The organism is Corallococcus sp. CA053C (assembly GCF_003611675.1).
Taxonomy (GTDB): Bacteria; Myxococcota; Myxococcia; order Myxococcales; family Myxococcaceae; genus Corallococcus.
The window spans coordinates 1-13,551 of the sequence record NZ_RAWA01000268.1 but is presented as its reverse complement, the minus strand read 5'-3'; the positions used below and the strand labels follow the sequence as shown (position 1 = coordinate 13,551).

Annotated in this window: 10 protein-coding genes and 1 tRNA gene; 3 read left to right on the top strand and 8 right to left on the bottom strand. The window is 70.1% G+C overall.

Annotated elements, in window-relative coordinates; genetic code table 11:
* Window positions 1-207 precede the first annotated feature (207 nt).
* Window positions 208-2,937, top strand: a complete 2,730-nt coding sequence (locus D7V97_RS28805) for a LuxR C-terminal-related transcriptional regulator (protein ID WP_233583284.1) — start codon at window positions 208-210, stop codon at window positions 2,935-2,937.
* Window positions 2,938-3,018: 81 nt separating this feature from the next.
* Here the strand turns inward: D7V97_RS28805 and D7V97_RS28800 are convergent, their stop codons facing one another.
* Window positions 3,019-3,975 carry an alpha/beta fold hydrolase gene (locus D7V97_RS28800; protein ID WP_120613846.1) on the bottom strand — a complete coding sequence of 319 codons (957 nt, stop codon included), beginning with the start codon at window positions 3,973-3,975 and terminating at the stop codon, window positions 3,019-3,021.
* 149 nt (window positions 3,976-4,124) lie between these two features.
* On the opposite strand from D7V97_RS28800, the gene D7V97_RS28795 reads away from it, so the two are divergent.
* Entirely contained in the window at window positions 4,125-5,063 is a 939-nt protein-coding gene (locus tag D7V97_RS28795; protein WP_120613845.1) for a LysR family transcriptional regulator, read from the top strand.
* A 70-nt stretch (window positions 5,064-5,133) separates the two neighbouring features.
* Here the strand turns inward: D7V97_RS28795 and D7V97_RS28790 are convergent.
* Together D7V97_RS28790 and D7V97_RS28785 are read right to left on the bottom strand one after the other, a co-directional pair.
* Window positions 5,134-5,206 (bottom strand) — tRNA-Gly (locus tag D7V97_RS28790).
* Window positions 5,207-5,265: 59 nt separating this feature from the next.
* Complete coding sequence (locus tag D7V97_RS28785) at window positions 5,266-7,197, bottom strand: ABC transporter substrate-binding protein (protein ID WP_120613844.1); 1,932 nt, start codon at window positions 7,195-7,197, stop codon at window positions 5,266-5,268.
* 205 nt (window positions 7,198-7,402) lie between these two features.
* Here D7V97_RS28785 and D7V97_RS28780 point away from each other — a divergent pair, with 205 nt between their 5' ends.
* Entirely contained in the window at window positions 7,403-8,248 is an 846-nt protein-coding gene (locus D7V97_RS28780; protein ID WP_233583283.1) for a discoidin domain-containing protein, read from the top strand.
* A 41-nt stretch (window positions 8,249-8,289) separates the two neighbouring features.
* Here the strand turns inward: D7V97_RS28780 and D7V97_RS28775 are convergent, their stop codons facing one another.
* The 5 genes from D7V97_RS28775 to D7V97_RS28755 all read right to left on the bottom strand — a co-directional run bounded on the left by D7V97_RS28775 (window position 8,290) and on the right by D7V97_RS28755 (window position 13,427).
* Window positions 8,290-8,685: a zf-TFIIB domain-containing protein gene (locus D7V97_RS28775; RefSeq protein WP_120613842.1), complete on the bottom strand. Its 396-nt coding sequence runs from the start codon at window positions 8,683-8,685 to the stop codon at window positions 8,290-8,292.
* A gap of 140 nt (window positions 8,686-8,825) precedes the next feature.
* Window positions 8,826-10,097, bottom strand: coding sequence for a UDP-N-acetylglucosamine 1-carboxyvinyltransferase (gene murA, locus D7V97_RS28770; protein WP_120613841.1), 1,272 nt, complete (start codon window positions 10,095-10,097; stop codon window positions 8,826-8,828).
* Window positions 10,098-10,124: 27 nt separating this feature from the next.
* Window positions 10,125-10,988, bottom strand: coding sequence for a peptide chain release factor N(5)-glutamine methyltransferase (gene prmC, locus D7V97_RS28765; RefSeq protein WP_120613840.1), 864 nt, complete (start codon window positions 10,986-10,988; stop codon window positions 10,125-10,127).
* Complete coding sequence (prfA, locus tag D7V97_RS28760) at window positions 10,985-12,076, bottom strand: peptide chain release factor 1 (RefSeq protein WP_120613839.1); 1,092 nt, start codon at window positions 12,074-12,076, stop codon at window positions 10,985-10,987. The genes prmC and prfA overlap by 4 nt, the downstream gene beginning before the upstream one ends.
* Before the next feature lie 283 nt (window positions 12,077-12,359).
* The gene (locus tag D7V97_RS28755; protein ID WP_233583282.1) at window positions 12,360-13,427 is read right to left on the bottom strand and encodes a CapA family protein; all 1,068 of its coding nucleotides are present in this window, start codon (window positions 13,425-13,427) and stop codon (window positions 12,360-12,362) included.
* Window positions 13,428-13,551: the final 124 nt, after the last annotated feature.

Sequence of the window (13,551 nt, the reverse complement as noted above, 5' to 3'; positions counted from 1 at the left end):
GGGTATGTTGATGCATCGCGTTATCGTCCCTGGATGACACGTCGCGTCGGCCGCTGCCTGGCGCACGTGCGTCAAAGTCCCGGTCTCCGGGCGCACCGCCCGTGCTCTACTTGGCACTGCAATCGGTCGCAGGGGGACGTGCCCATGCCGAGCTCTCGAAATGCTCCGGGGAGCCCTTTCGCGCCAGCGCCCGCCTTGGTGCGGGCCGTGGAGCGCCCGGCGCCGCTGAACGACCCGCTCTCGCACCTGCTGCCGACGAAGCTCTCGCCGCCGCAGACGGCGTCGGTGCTCGTGTCGCGGAGCGCGGCGCTCCGGAAGATCGACCGGGGTGTCGGCGGCAAGCTGGTGCTGGTGACGGCGCCGCTGGGCTCGGGCAAGACGACGCTGCTGACGCAGTGGTACCGCGAGGTGCGCGGGTCTCGGTTGCTCGCGTGGCTGTCGCTCGACGAGCGGGACAACGCGCCCGAGCGCTTCTTCTCGTACCTCGTCGGGGCCATTCGCCGCACGGCCCCGGAGTTCGACGCGTACATCGCGAGCCAACTGGATGCGCAGGTGGCGCTCCCGCTCGACCATGCGACGACGGTGGTGCTGCGGAGTCTGTGGAACCTGGGGCGCGAGCTCGTCGTGGTGATCGACGACTTCCACGTGCTGCGGGAGCGCGCGCTGGTGCGGGCCTTCTCGTACCTGTTGGATCACGCTCCGCCGCACGTCCACTGGATCGTCTCGTCGCGCAGCCCGCCCGAGCTGGACCTGGCGAAGCTGAAGCTCAACGAGCAGCTGGTGACGCTCGACAGCCGCGACCTGAGCCTGGATGGGGAGGCCATCCACGAGCTGGGCCAGCGCCTGTGCGGCGCCGCGCTCGCGCCCGAGGACGTCGAGTACCTGCGCGCGCGCACCGAGGGCTGGGTGGCCGGCGTGAAGCTGGCCCTGCTGACGGCGGGTGAGCACGCCAGCGTGAGTGACGCGCTCCGCAAGGCCATCGGCTCCAACCACGACGTGGCGAGGTACCTGGCGGACGTGGTGCTGCGCGAGCAGACGGAGGAGGTGCACGCGTTCCTGGTGCTGAGCTCGGTGGTGGACCGGCTCAACGGGGAGCTGTGCAACGCGCTGCTGGGCATCACCCACGGGGCGGCGCTGCTGGCGGAGCTGGAGCGGGCGCAGCTGTTCATCCAGTCGCTCGACACGCAGCACCAGTGGTACCGCTACCACCCGCTGTTCCTCGACTTCCTGCGCACCCAGCTCGCGTGCACGTATGGCGACCGCATCCCCCGGCTGCACCGCGAGGCGAGCGCGTGGTTCGCCGAGCACGCGATGCCCGACGAGGCCCTGCCGCACGCGTTCGCGTCGGGGGACCGGGGCTGGTGCCTGGAGCTCACGGTCCGCTGCGTGGAGGCGTGGATGCGCGAGGGCGAGATCGCCTCCGTGCTCCATTGGACGACGAAGCTGACGGCGGAGGAGACCTTGCGCTCACCGGCCATCTGCGTGGCGCACATCGCGTGCCTCATCCTGTCCCGCCGCTTCGCGCCGGCCTCCCTGGCCCTGCGGGACGCGCAGCGCCGGCTCCAGACGGCGCCGTCCGATCCGGAGCGCGAGCGGCTGTCGCGGCAGCTCTCCCGGCTCGCGCTGCTGCACGCCGTCCTGTCGGACTCGGCCCCGGGCGCTGGCATCGAACTGGAGGCATCACCGGGGGACGAGGACCCGGACGTCTTCATGGCGGGCGCGGTGCTGGCGGCGAAGGCGTACCAGGCGCTCCGGTTGAACCGGTTCAATGCGATGCGCCGGCTTGCGCTGATTGCGCGTGAGACGCTGGGGCTGAACAACCCGTACATGGTGGGCTACACGGACGTCCTCATCGCGCTGGCGGACCGGGCGCAGGGCCACATGAAGGACGCGTCGGACCGGTGCGAGGCGGCGTTCGAGCGCGCGAGCCGAGGACGGCGCAACCCGGTGTGGGTGAACGCGGCGACGGCGCTGGCCACCACCCGCTACGATCAGAACCGGCTGGACGAGGCGGAGGCGCTCTGCATGGAGGTCCTGCCGCTGCTGTCCCAGGCGACGGTGTTCGAGACCTTCGCGGTGGCCTACCTGGTGCTGGCCCGCATCAAGTCGATTCGAGGCAAGTACGCGGAGGCCTCGCAGCTGCTGGACTACCTGCACAGCGTGTTGGAGTGCGGGCACCAGACGCGCTTCCTGGCCCATGTCTGCGGCGAGAAGATCCGCCTGGGCCTGATGGAGCAGTCCCCCGCGCGGATGAAGGTGGTGGCGCAGGAGTTCGGCCTGGGCGAGCGCATGCGCCGGGGCGAGTGGAGCGAGCGGCGCTTCTACGACGAGACCTGGGAGCAGCTGGGGGTGGCGCAGGCCTGGGTGTTGATGGCGCGCGGGCGGAATGATCGGGCGCACGGGCTGCTGGAGACGCTGCGGGCCAGCGCGCATGACGCGGGCTGCGTTGCCCGGGAGACGGCGCTGCTGGCCGCGCTGGCGGTGTGTCACTGGCGCGCCGGAGACGCCACGGCGGCGTTCGCCGCGGTGAACCGGGGGTTCGCGCTGGTGCCACGGTTCGGCTTCACCCGGGGCGTGTTCGACGAGACGCCGGGGCTGCAGGAGGTCATCGTCGCGGCCGCCACGCAGCGCAAGCTGAGCCACGTGCTGCCGGCCCGGTACGCCGAGCGGTATCAGGATTTGCTGTCCCTGGGCGGCGGCGGGCTGGACGGGCTCACGGCACTGCCCCGCGCGCCGCGGGAGTCGCTCACCGAACGGGAGCTCCAGATGATCAAGCTGCTGGCCCAGGGGCTGAGCAACCAGGAGATCAGCGAGCGCTCCAACGTGGCGCTCTCCACCACGAAGTGGCACCTGCGCAACGTGTTCGCGAAGCTCGACGTGACGACGCGCACCGCGGCCATCGTGAAGGCGCGGGAGCGCCTGGAACGCAACCTCTGAGGACAGCGGCCGTCTTCACGCGGGCCGGTGAAGGACGCTGGCACGGACCAGACACCCGCACTGGCGGCGGGGCAGAGGGACTCACTTCGCGTTGAGGAACGTGGTGAGCGCGGGCACCACCACCTGGGGCGCTTCTTCCATCAGCCAGTGGCCCGAGCCCGGCACGACCTGTCCCTGGACCTGGGTGGCGACGAGCTTCGCCTGTTCGATGAGGCCGTTGCCGCTGGCCTTCTCCCCCGTCAGCACCAGCACCGGCATCGTCAGCTTCGTCTCGCCGAACTTCGCGAAGTCCTGCGCGTCGCGCTCGAAGCTCTTGAAGTACTCGAAGCCCGCCTGCATCCCGCCGGGCTGGGCGTAGGCCTTCGTGTAGAGCTGCCGGTCCGCTTCCGGCACCGAGTGGTTCCGGTCCGCCGCGAAGTCGTTCCAGAAGTGCTCGAAGTACGTCCGCTCACGCCCCTTGACCAGCGCCAGGGCCGTTTCGCCGGTGAAGTGGAAGTGCCACAGGTCCCGCAGCAGCCAGACCTGCTTCCAGTCGCCGATGCCGGGCAGGAAGGCATCCATCAACACCAGGCGCTCCGTGGCCTCCGGGAACTGGGCCGCGTAGGCGTACGCCACCATCAGCCCGATGTCGTGGCCCACGATGCTCACCCGCTCATGGCCCAGCGAGGACGTCAGTGCGTGGATGTCCGCCGCCATCGTCTTCTTGTCGTAGCCGGAAGCCGGCTTGGAGGAGCCCCCCGCGCCGCGCAGGTCCGGCACGATGACGGTGTGGTTCTGGGCGAGCAGCGGCATCACCGGCGACCACATGTGGTGGGTCTGCGTGTAGCCGTGGAGCAGCACCACCGGCGTTCCGTGGCCGCCGATGAGGTAGCGCAGCTGGACGCCGTTGACGTCGGCGCGGCGCTCCTCGAAGCCCCGGGGCGCCGCGGCGGGAGCAGGCGCGGCGGCCCCCGCGGTGGAGGACATCATCAGCGTGGCGCCCAGGCCGGCGGCGGTGGCGAGCAGCGTGCGGCGGGAAGACGTGAAGAAGGAGGACATGACGGACTCCGGTGCGAAAGAGGGGAGAACCACTCGGCGGCGTTTCGTGCGCCCGTCGATGAACCCAACATAGGATTCAGCTTCTCTTGGAAGAAGGCAGGGAAAGTGGTTCAACCCTTCAGCTTTAATGAATCTTGAGGGAGGCAGGGATGGACCGGCTGCGCGCATTCGAGGTCTTCGTGACGGTGGTGGCCCGGGGCAGCTTCACGCGGGCGGCCGAGGCGCTCGACACCTCGCCCGCGAACGTCACCCGCTACGTGAACGAGCTGGAGTCGCACCTGGGCACGCGCCTGCTCAACCGCAGCTCGCGCAAGCTGTCACTCACCCAGGGCGGTGAGGCGCTCTATGAGCGGAGCCGGTCCATCCTGGACGAGGTGGCGGAGGCCGAGGCGCTGGCGTCGTCCGCGTCGGTGCAGCCGCGCGGGCGGTTGCGCATCAACGCGCCGGTGAGCTTTGGCATCCTGCACCTGGCGCCGCTCTGGCCCGGCTTCCTGCGCAAGTATCCCGATGTGGCGCTGGACGTGGCCCTGAACGACCGGGTCGTCGACATCATCGACGAAGGCTACGACCTGGCCGTCCGCGTCTCCCGCGCGGGCTCCACCACCCACGTGGCGCGCAAGCTGGCCACCTCCCAGAACATCGTGTGCGCGGCACCTTCCTACCTGCGCCGCCGCGGTCGCCCCAAGGTTCCCGCGGACCTGGGGGAGCACGCGTGTCTGGGCTACTCCTATTCCGCCACGGCCGACGAGTGGAGCCTCGTGGACGACACCGGCAAGGCGTTGAGCGTGAAGGTGCGCTGCGTGATGCACGCCAACAACGGAGACACCCTGCGCGCCGCGGCGCTCGCGGGCACGGGCATCTCATGGCAGCCCACCTTCCTCATCGCCGAGGACCTGAAACAGGGCCGGCTCGTGCGGGTGCTCCCCACCTATCGAATGCCGGACATCGACGTGCTGGCCCTCTATCCCAGCCGCCGCCATGTGAGCGCCAAGGTCCGGGTGATGGTGGACTTCCTCGCCGAGTCCTTCGCGGGAGTTCCTCCCTGGGAGCGACAGGGCAGCGTCAGCGGAGCACGCCTGCTGGAGTGACCCGGTGGGCCCGGAAACACGAAGGCCGGTAGTCCCGAGTTTCCTCAAGGACTACCGGCCTTTGCGATTGAGCGGCGGAAGGGATTCGAACCCTCGACCCCGAGCTTGGGAAGCTCGTGCTCTACCAACTGAGCTACCACCGCAGGCGAAGCGAGGCCCAAAGTAGGGGCGAGGCCCGGCCTTGTCAACGGGAAGAAGCGGCCTACTCCCCCTCCTCGACAGTCAGCTGGTAGGAGTCCTGGAAGTTGGCCTCGCGGTTGCGCGCGTCGCGCACCTCGAAGAGGTACACGCCCGGCTCGGCGCTGAAGCGGATGGTCTCCGGCTGGTCGCCCTTGGCCCGGTCGGACGTCTGCACGAGCGTCAGCTTCCCGTCCGGCTGCACGCGGTGCAGGTACAGCCCCACGTCCACCTTGAGGATGCCCAGCAGGGTGGCCGTGAGCGACGTGCGCACCGGCCGGTCGGACAGGTCCACCCGGAAGTAGTCCACGTCCTTCGCCGGGTACACCGTGCCTCGCACCGCCTTGCCCAACGTCAGGTCCTGCGCCCGCTCGGCGCTGTTGTTGGGCTCGCGCTCCTCGCTGCCGTTGTCCGGCACCGTCGTCACGGTGATGCGGTAGGGCTGGTCCGCGTTCTCGAAGTCCTTCACGAACTTGCCGCCCACCTTGCGGAAGGACCCCTCCACCCGGAAGTAGCAGGTGCCGCTGCAAGCGACGTTGTTCAGCCGCTCGGGCTCCTTGAGCGCGCCGTCGTTGGCCTTCAGGAGCACCGTCTCCTTCTGACCGTCCCCCTGCGGCGGCTCCACCATGGAGAGCGTCAGGTCCAACCGGTCCACGCCGGTCAGCTCCACCTTGGCCAGCACCGGCTCGCGCGTCGTCAGCACGAAGTGGTCCACGTCCGACTTGGGCGACAGGAAGCCCTCGCGGTAGCCCGCGCCCGTGAGCGGCGTGGCCTTGAGCAGCTCGTCGTTGGGCTCCAGCTCCGCGTGCGCGCCCGCCTCCTCCTGCGACACCGTCAGCGTGTACGGCACCTGCGCGTTGAACGTGCGCCGCTGCGCCTTACCCGTGCCCACCCAGCCGCCCTTCACCACCAGGTAGACGACCCGGTCCGTGGCCCGCACGCCGATGTTGCGCAGCGCCAGCGGCTCGCCCTCCTTGCCCTGCAGGGTGAACAGCGGCGCCTCCGCGGCGGACAGCACGGAGATCTCCGGACGCACCCCTTCGACCGCGGACAGCTCAATCTTCAGCGCGACCGACGGCACCTCGGGCGGCAGCGGCGCGCCCGCGTCCACCACCTGGGCGGCCACCGCACCACCAATCTCTCCGGCGGGCGTGGTCGGTGTCTCAGGATGCGCGGCGGGCGGCTCCCCTCCGGCGAACGTGCCTTCCGGGGCAGGGGAGGGCGCGGCGCTGTCGTCCACCACCGGCGTCTCGTCCGGCACCGACGGCGGCGGCGTGACCGCGCCCGTGGGCGTCGTGCCCGGGGCCGGTGCTGCTCCTCCGCTGTCCTGCGCGGGAGCCTCACCCTCCGGCGAACCCGCGCCGGGCAACTCCACCCGGTACCAGTCCTCGTCGCCCGAGTGCCCCAGGAACGCCGTCACCGTCTGCCCCAGCGGCAGGGCCGCGGCGTCCACGGCGCGGTCGTTCGGCTCGCGCTCCTCGCCGTCGTTGGGCTCGCGGAACTTCACTTCCAGCGTGTAGGCCCCGCCCATGCCCTTGCGCGCGGGCGACACCACCACCCAGCGCTCCTTCTCCACGTAGAGGTTGGGGAGGCGCTCGCCCTTGCCCTCGCCGTCGCTGTTGACGCCCACCAGCCGGTTGCGGTCCTGGTCGTAGACGTCCAGCTTGATGTCCCCGCCCGGCAGGCCCGTCACCGTCACGTCCGCGATGCGCGGGGTGCCGGGGGCCAGCCGGTACCAGTCCTCGTCCAGCTTGTTGGGCTCCGCCGTCAGGCCCGCCGTCACCACGCTGGCGCGCGTGAGGGCCTGCGCCTGGTCCGGGCGCTCGTTGGGCTCCTGTTCGGTGAGCGCCGAGGGCCCCGTCTCCACCACGCCCGCGTCCGGCTCCGGCGGCACGTCCTTCTTGCACGCCGCCAGCAGCCCCAGCCCCAGCACACAGACCCAGCCCCAACGTCGCATCACGTCTTCCTCCTCAGGTCGCATCGCCTTGTCGGCCCGGGGGTGTCCGGGTGTCAAGCACCCCCAACCCCCGCCCGGGCGCTTTCATCCGGGGCCCGCCCCGGGGCGTCCGGGGCCCGGGTGTCCCGGCGCTAGCGTCCGGTGGTGACGGAAGGTGCGCACCCGGGCTGGAGCCCCGGGCCGGGGACGATCCAAGATGCGCCCCATGCGAAGCCTGTCCGTGGCCTCCCTGCTGCTCGTCTCCCCCTCCGTCCTCGCCGCCGCGCCGGCCGCGCCCGGGTATGCCCAGGCAGAAGCCTACGTGGACAAGGACACCCGCCCGGAGCACTACGCGCCCCTGAACATGCTGGACGGTCGGGACACCACCGCGTGGTGCGCGGAAGGGGAGAAGCCCGCGCACGTCATCATCGGCTTCAAGGAGCCCGTCACCCTGGACGAGGTGCGCGTCTACACGGGCGACGGCACGTCCCGCGACGCCTTCAAGGCCAACAGCCGGGTGCGCAAGTTCACCCTCACCAGCGTGGAGGCGTCCCGCAGCGTCACCGTGCAGGACAAGCGCGGCCTGCAGGCCGTGCCCCTGTCCCAGCCGCTGTTCGGCGCGCGCTTCGTCCTGGAGGTCGCCGACCGCTTCCCCGGCACGAAGCAGGACGCGCCGGTGTGCCTCACCGACGTCATCCTCTACTCGGGGGGCAAGCCGCTCAACGCTCCCTCGCTCGCCACCCGCTTCAAGTACGACGCCAAGGCGGCGCCGCTCCTGGGCACCTGGTTCGGTGGCCACGAGGGCGCCCCGGAGCGCTTCCTGTCGTTCTTCGTGGACGGCACCTGGCGCTTCTCGCTGGAGCCCCTGGAGACGCGCGAGCCCACCACGGTCGTCACCGGCACCTACACCGTGGCTGGCAGCCGCGTGACGCTGGACATCCCGAAGAAGGGCCGGGTGCCCGTCACCTTCGAGCGAAGCGCCGCGGGGGAGGGCTCCAAGGCGTCCGCGTCACTCACCCTGGAGGGGACGCTCCCCGAGGAGTGGGGGAGCGACTTCCGCAGCCATCCTTGAAGCCAGGAAGCCTGCGCCCGGAACATCGCCCGGGCAGCGGCCTAGATGGCGGCCCGGGTCTTCCGCTTCGAGTCGAAGTTGCGGAAGAAGGTGATGATCTTCTTCTCCGCTTCCTTGGCGTCGGCCGCGTCCGCGAACTCCGACTCCAGGAAGATGCCGCCGCACGACTCACAGGTGTCGTAGTGCAGGGGGTGCTGCCGGTCGCCACCGTCGACGCGAACCAGGTCGACCTGGCAGTCCGGGCAGTGTCCGGTCAGGGCCTCGGCGTCCATCTTGCCGCCCTGTCCCTCCAGCCCGAGCAGGTTGTTGTGCAGGAGGATCCGGTTGAGGTCCGCGACGTTGATCCACAGCCCGCCGCATTCTTTACATTCCCGCAACGTCTCGTGATCTCCCTCGAGATCAGTCATTTCGACGCTGCAACCAGCGGGGCAATCCATGGGGCGGCTCATTCTCCTGAAAAGGGGAGCGGTGCTCCCCGGTGAATGGAGAATGATAGGTCGCCCAAAAATTCGGATGCAACCCATCCGACCGCTTCTGTTGGCAACGTGCCGTCAACCAGCCCCCTGGGCTCGGGTGCTCAGGCCCGTTCCTTCACGCGGCGGATGTCCGCACCCAGGCCGCGCAGCTTGCGCTCCAGGCGCTCGTACCCGCGGTCCAGGTGGTAGACACGGCTGACCTCGGTGTGCCCCTCCGCCCGCAGGCCGGCCAGGATGAGGGACGCGCTGGCGCGCAGGTCGGTGGCCATCACCGGCGCCCCGCTCAGGCCCTTCACGCCCTTCACCACCGCCGTGTGCCCCTGGATGGTGATGTCCGCGCCCAGCCGGTGCAGCTCCGGCACGTGCATGAAGCGGTTCTCGAAGATGTTCTCGGAGATGACCGACGTGCCGTGGCTCACCGTCATCAGCGCCATCAACTGCGCCTGCATGTCCGTGGGGAAACCCGGGTGCTCCGTGGTGGTGATGTTCACCGACTTGAGCGTCTTGGGCGCCTTGCAGCGCAGGCCGCCGCCCTCGGCGGTGATGGTGCAGCCCGCCTCGCGCAGCTTGTCGATGACCGCGTCCAGGTGCTCGGGCCGTGCGTGCTTCACCAGCACGTTGCCCCCGCTGATGGCCGCCGCCACCAGCAGCGTGCCCGCTTCGATGCGGTCCGGGAGGATGGCGTGGTCCACCGGGTTGAGGGACTCCACGCCTTCAATCGTGATGACGGACGAGCCCGCGCCCTCCACCTTGGCGCCCATCTTGTTGAGCACCCGCGCCAGCTCCTCCACCTCCGGCTCGCGCGCGCAGTTCTCCATCACCGTGCGGCCCTTCGCGAGCACCGCCGCCATCATCACGTTCTCCGTGCCCGTGACGGTGATGACGTCGAAGTTGACCATGCCGCCCTTGAGCTGCTTCGCCCGGGCCTCCACGTAGCCTTCCGTCAGGTGGATGTCCGCGCCCAGCGCCTTCAAGCCCTTCAGGTGCTGGTCGATGGGACGCGCGCCAATGGCGCACCCGCCCGGCATGGACACGCGCGCCCGGCCGAAGCGCGCCACGAGCGGCCCCAGCACCAGGACGCTGGCGCGCATGGTCTTCACCAGCTCGTAGGGCGCCTCCGGGGTGATGTCCCCGGTGATGCTGATCTCACACGTGTCCGCCTTCTTGCCGGACAGCCGCGCGGCCTCGCACCCCATCGTGCGCAGCACCGCCAGCATCGTGGTGACGTCCGCGAGGTCCGGCACGTTGCGGAAGGTGTTGGTCCCATCCGCCAGCAGCGCGGAGGCGAGGATGGGCAGCGCCGCGTTCTTCGCGCCGGACACCTCCACCTCACCGTGCAGCGCGGTGCCGCCCTTCATGACGATCTTGTCCATGTCTCGTGTGCCTCACCCCTGCGGCCCTCAGGCCGCGGGCTGTGTCCCGAACGCCATGCGTTCGCGCCGCTCCAGGTCCTTCTCCACACGCGCGTCCGCGTACCCCGCGGCGCGCAGGAGCTCCAGGACGGCGCTTCCCTGGGTCTCCCCCATCTCCAGTGCAAGCAGCCCGCCAGGCTCCAGCACCCGCCGGGCCCCCTGGATGACCCGCCTCATCGCGACCAGGCCATCCGGTCCGCCATCCAGCGCCAGCCGGGGCTCGCGCCGCACCTCCGGGGACAGCCCGGCGATGTCGCCCGAGTCGATGTACGGCGGGTTTGACACCACCACCTGGAACTTCGCGTCCGGGGGCAGGGGGCTGAACAGGTCGCCCTGGAGCACCGTGACGCGGTCGCCCATGCCCAGCGCCTGGGCGTTCTCCTTCGCCAGCGCGCACGCGTCCGGGGACAGGTCGGTGGCGAACACGGTGGCCTGGGGCCGCTCGCCCGCCACGCTGATGGCGATGCAGCCGGAGCCCGTGCACACGTCCAGCACCCGCGAGGGCGCGTCCTTCGGCACCGCGTGCAGCAGCGCCTCCACCAGCAGCTCCGTCTCCGGCCGGGGAATGAGCACGCGCGCGTCCACCTTGAAGGCGCGGTTGTAGAACTCCTTGGTGCCCGTCAGGTAGTTGGTGGGCTCGCCCGCGAGCCGGCGTTCGATGAGTGCGCGGAACGCGGTGAGCTCCTCCTTCGCCAGGGGCCGGTCCAGGTCCACGTACAGGCGCACGCGGCCCGTCTTGAGCACGTGCGCGAGGAGGATCTCCGTCGTGAGGCGGGGTGCATCCACCTGACGCTTCTCGAAGTGCTGCGTCGTCCAGGTGAGGACCCGGCGGATGGTCCAGACGTCGCTCATGCTTCGCCGGAGGGGCGCCCGCTGCCCGTCTGCGCCTTGAGGGCCTCCGCCTGGTAGTGCGTGCGGCAGGCGGTGATCACTTCGTCCACGTTGCCCACCATGATGGCCGGCAGGTTGTGCACGGTGAGGCCGATGCGGTGGTCGGTGAGCCGGTCCTGCGGGAAGTTGTAGGTGCGGATCTTCTCGCTGCGGTCGCCCGTGCCCACCTGGCCCCGGCGCATGGAGTCGCGCTCGTTGCGGATGCGCTCCTGCTCCATGTCGTAGAGCTTCGCGCGCAGCATGCGCAGGGCCATGGCGCGGTTCTTCCCCTGGCTCTTCTCCTGCTGGCACTTCACCACGATGCCGGACGGCTTGTGGATGAGGCGCACCGCGGAGTCCGTGGTGTTGACGCTCTGGCCACCGGCGCCCGTGGAGCGCATCACCTGCATCTCGATGTCCGCCGGGTTGATCTGCACGTCCACGTCCTCCGCCTCCGGCATCACCGACACGGTGATGGTGGAGGTGTGGATGCGCCCCTGCGTCTCCGTGGCCGGCACGCGCTGGACCCGGTGCACGCCGGACTCGTACTTGAGCTGGCTGAACACCGCGTCCCCGGAGAGCGTCACGGTGGCGTCCTTCACGCCGCCCGCGTTGCCCGCGCTCATGTCCAGGATGTCCGCCTTCCAGCCCTTGCGGTCGGCGTAGCGCAGGTACATCTGCATCACCTCTTCGGCGAAGAGGGCCGCCTCGTCGCCGCCCGCGCCCGCGCGGATCTCCAGGATGACGTTCTTCTCGTCATTGGGGTCCTTGGGCAGCAGGAGGATTTTGAGCGCCGCTTCCTGCACGTCGCGCTGTTCCTTGAGGCCGGGCAGGGACTCGCGCGCGTAGGCCTTCTCGTCCGGGTCGGAGCTGGACAGCCAGGCCTCCACCTCGGACAGGTCCGCCAGCACCTTGCGGTAGGCCCGGAAGGTCTCCACGAGCCGCTCCAGGGCGGCCCGCTCCTTGGACACCTTCTGGAGCTTCGCCGTGTCGGCGAGGATTTCAGGGTTCGACAGGTCGGCCGTGAGCCGCTCGAAACGGCGCTCGACCTCTTCCAATTTGTCAATCATGCGTGGGTCCCGGGGCGTCTTGCCCCTTTGGCCGCCCCGTGGCAAGGGCCGTGGGCGTCAAGGAAAACCTTGGCCGTCTGGGCATGGGCATGTAAGAACGCCCCCCGTCGCCGCCCGGTGCGGCCCGATTCACGCCCAACACGGAGCCTTCGATCATGCCTGCACAGAAGGGAAATCGTTCCAAGAAGAAGCTCGCCAACCGCGCCAAGACGCGGAAGACGCAGCTGAAGCGCCGCCGCAACCGTTTCAAGCGCGGCCAGCGCAACAACAAGTAGCACCCAGGCTACTCCCCCCCTCGGACATTGGAGGAGGGGAGCGGCCGGGCCCCTGCCTCACCCGGCTCCCCCTGCTCCAAGGCCGGCAGCATCCGCTCCAACCCCCGTCCCGGCTCCTGCGACGCGGTCCGGAGGAGCGTCATCACCCCTTCCGCCTCGGCACCCGTCACGGGCACCGGCTGGACGGGAAACTCCGGATAGCGGTCGGTCCTGAGCGGCAGCACGTCACTGGAGAGATAGCCCGCGGTGGAGAAGCGCGCCCGCCAGAGGACGCTGCGCTTGTCCCGGGGGTTCCAGTTCCCGCCGAACACGAAGTTGCCCAGCGAGTAGAGCACCGGCGCGCCCCGGTACAGCTCCATGGATTGCAGCACGTGGGGGTGGCTGCCGAGCACCCCCGCCGCCCCCGCGTCGATGGCCGCGTGCGCCAGCCGCACCTGGTACGGCTCCGGGGTGGTGTTGCCCTCGATGCCCCAGTGGAAGAAGGGCAGCACCAGATCCGCCTGCGCCTTCGCGGCGGTGATGTCTTCGCGCAGCATCCGCTCCATCTCCTCCACGTCGGAGAAGTGCCCGGCCACGCCCGGCGTCGTCTCCGTGGCGTAGACCTGGGGCGGCTCGATGTTGCGCGTGCCCAGGAAGAAGTAGCCCAGGAACGCGATGCGCAGGCCGCCCGCGGTGACGATGGCCGGGCGGCGCGCCTCGGCGAGGTTGCGACCCGCGCCGAAGAAGGGGATGCGCGCGGCCTCCAGGGTGGTGAGCGTGTCCAGCAGCCCCTGCGCGCCGTAGTCCATCATGTGGTTGTTCGCGAGGCTCACCACGCCCACGCCACCCGCCGTCAGCACGTTCACCAGCTCCGGCCGTGCGCGGAAGTTGAAGTTCTTGGGCAGCTTCTCCTCGCTGTCCGTGTACGGGCACTCCAGGTTCACGACGAACAGGTCCCCGGAGGTCGCGAAGGGCTTCACCTCGCGGAAGCCGTACGCGAACATCTCGTCGCGCGAGCGGCCCTTGCCCACCTGCTCGTCGAAGTACGTCTGGTAGTGGTGGCCCACCGTCACGTCGCCGCCGACCACGAGCGTCACCGGGCGGCCGGGCGCCAGGGTGGCGGGTGGCTCGGCGGACGGGCCGGGCGCTTGGGCCGTGGGGTGTCCGGTATCGGACCCGCCCGGATCGTCCCGTGTGGGCCCCTGTCCCGTACCTGTGGGC

Excerpts from the sequence above, each read along its gene's own strand:
- D7V97_RS28800 (WP_120613846.1), bottom strand. The coding sequence starts at position 3,975 with ATGTCCTCCTTCTTCACGTCTTCCCGCCGCACGCTGCTCGCCACCGCC.
- D7V97_RS28795 (WP_120613845.1), top strand. The coding sequence starts at position 4,125 with ATGGACCGGCTGCGCGCATTCGAGGTCTTCGTGACGGTGGTGGCCCGG.
- D7V97_RS28785 (WP_120613844.1), bottom strand. The coding sequence starts at position 7,197 with ATGCGACGTTGGGGCTGGGTCTGTGTGCTGGGGCTGGGGCTGCTGGCG.
- D7V97_RS28780 (WP_233583283.1), top strand. The coding sequence starts at position 7,403 with ATGCGAAGCCTGTCCGTGGCCTCCCTGCTGCTCGTCTCCCCCTCCGTC.
- D7V97_RS28775 (WP_120613842.1), bottom strand. The coding sequence starts at position 8,685 with ATGGATTGCCCCGCTGGTTGCAGCGTCGAAATGACTGATCTCGAGGGA.
- murA (WP_120613841.1), bottom strand. The coding sequence starts at position 10,097 with ATGGACAAGATCGTCATGAAGGGCGGCACCGCGCTGCACGGTGAGGTG.
- prmC (WP_120613840.1), bottom strand. The coding sequence starts at position 10,988 with ATGAGCGACGTCTGGACCATCCGCCGGGTCCTCACCTGGACGACGCAG.
- prfA (WP_120613839.1), bottom strand. The coding sequence starts at position 12,076 with ATGATTGACAAATTGGAAGAGGTCGAGCGCCGTTTCGAGCGGCTCACG.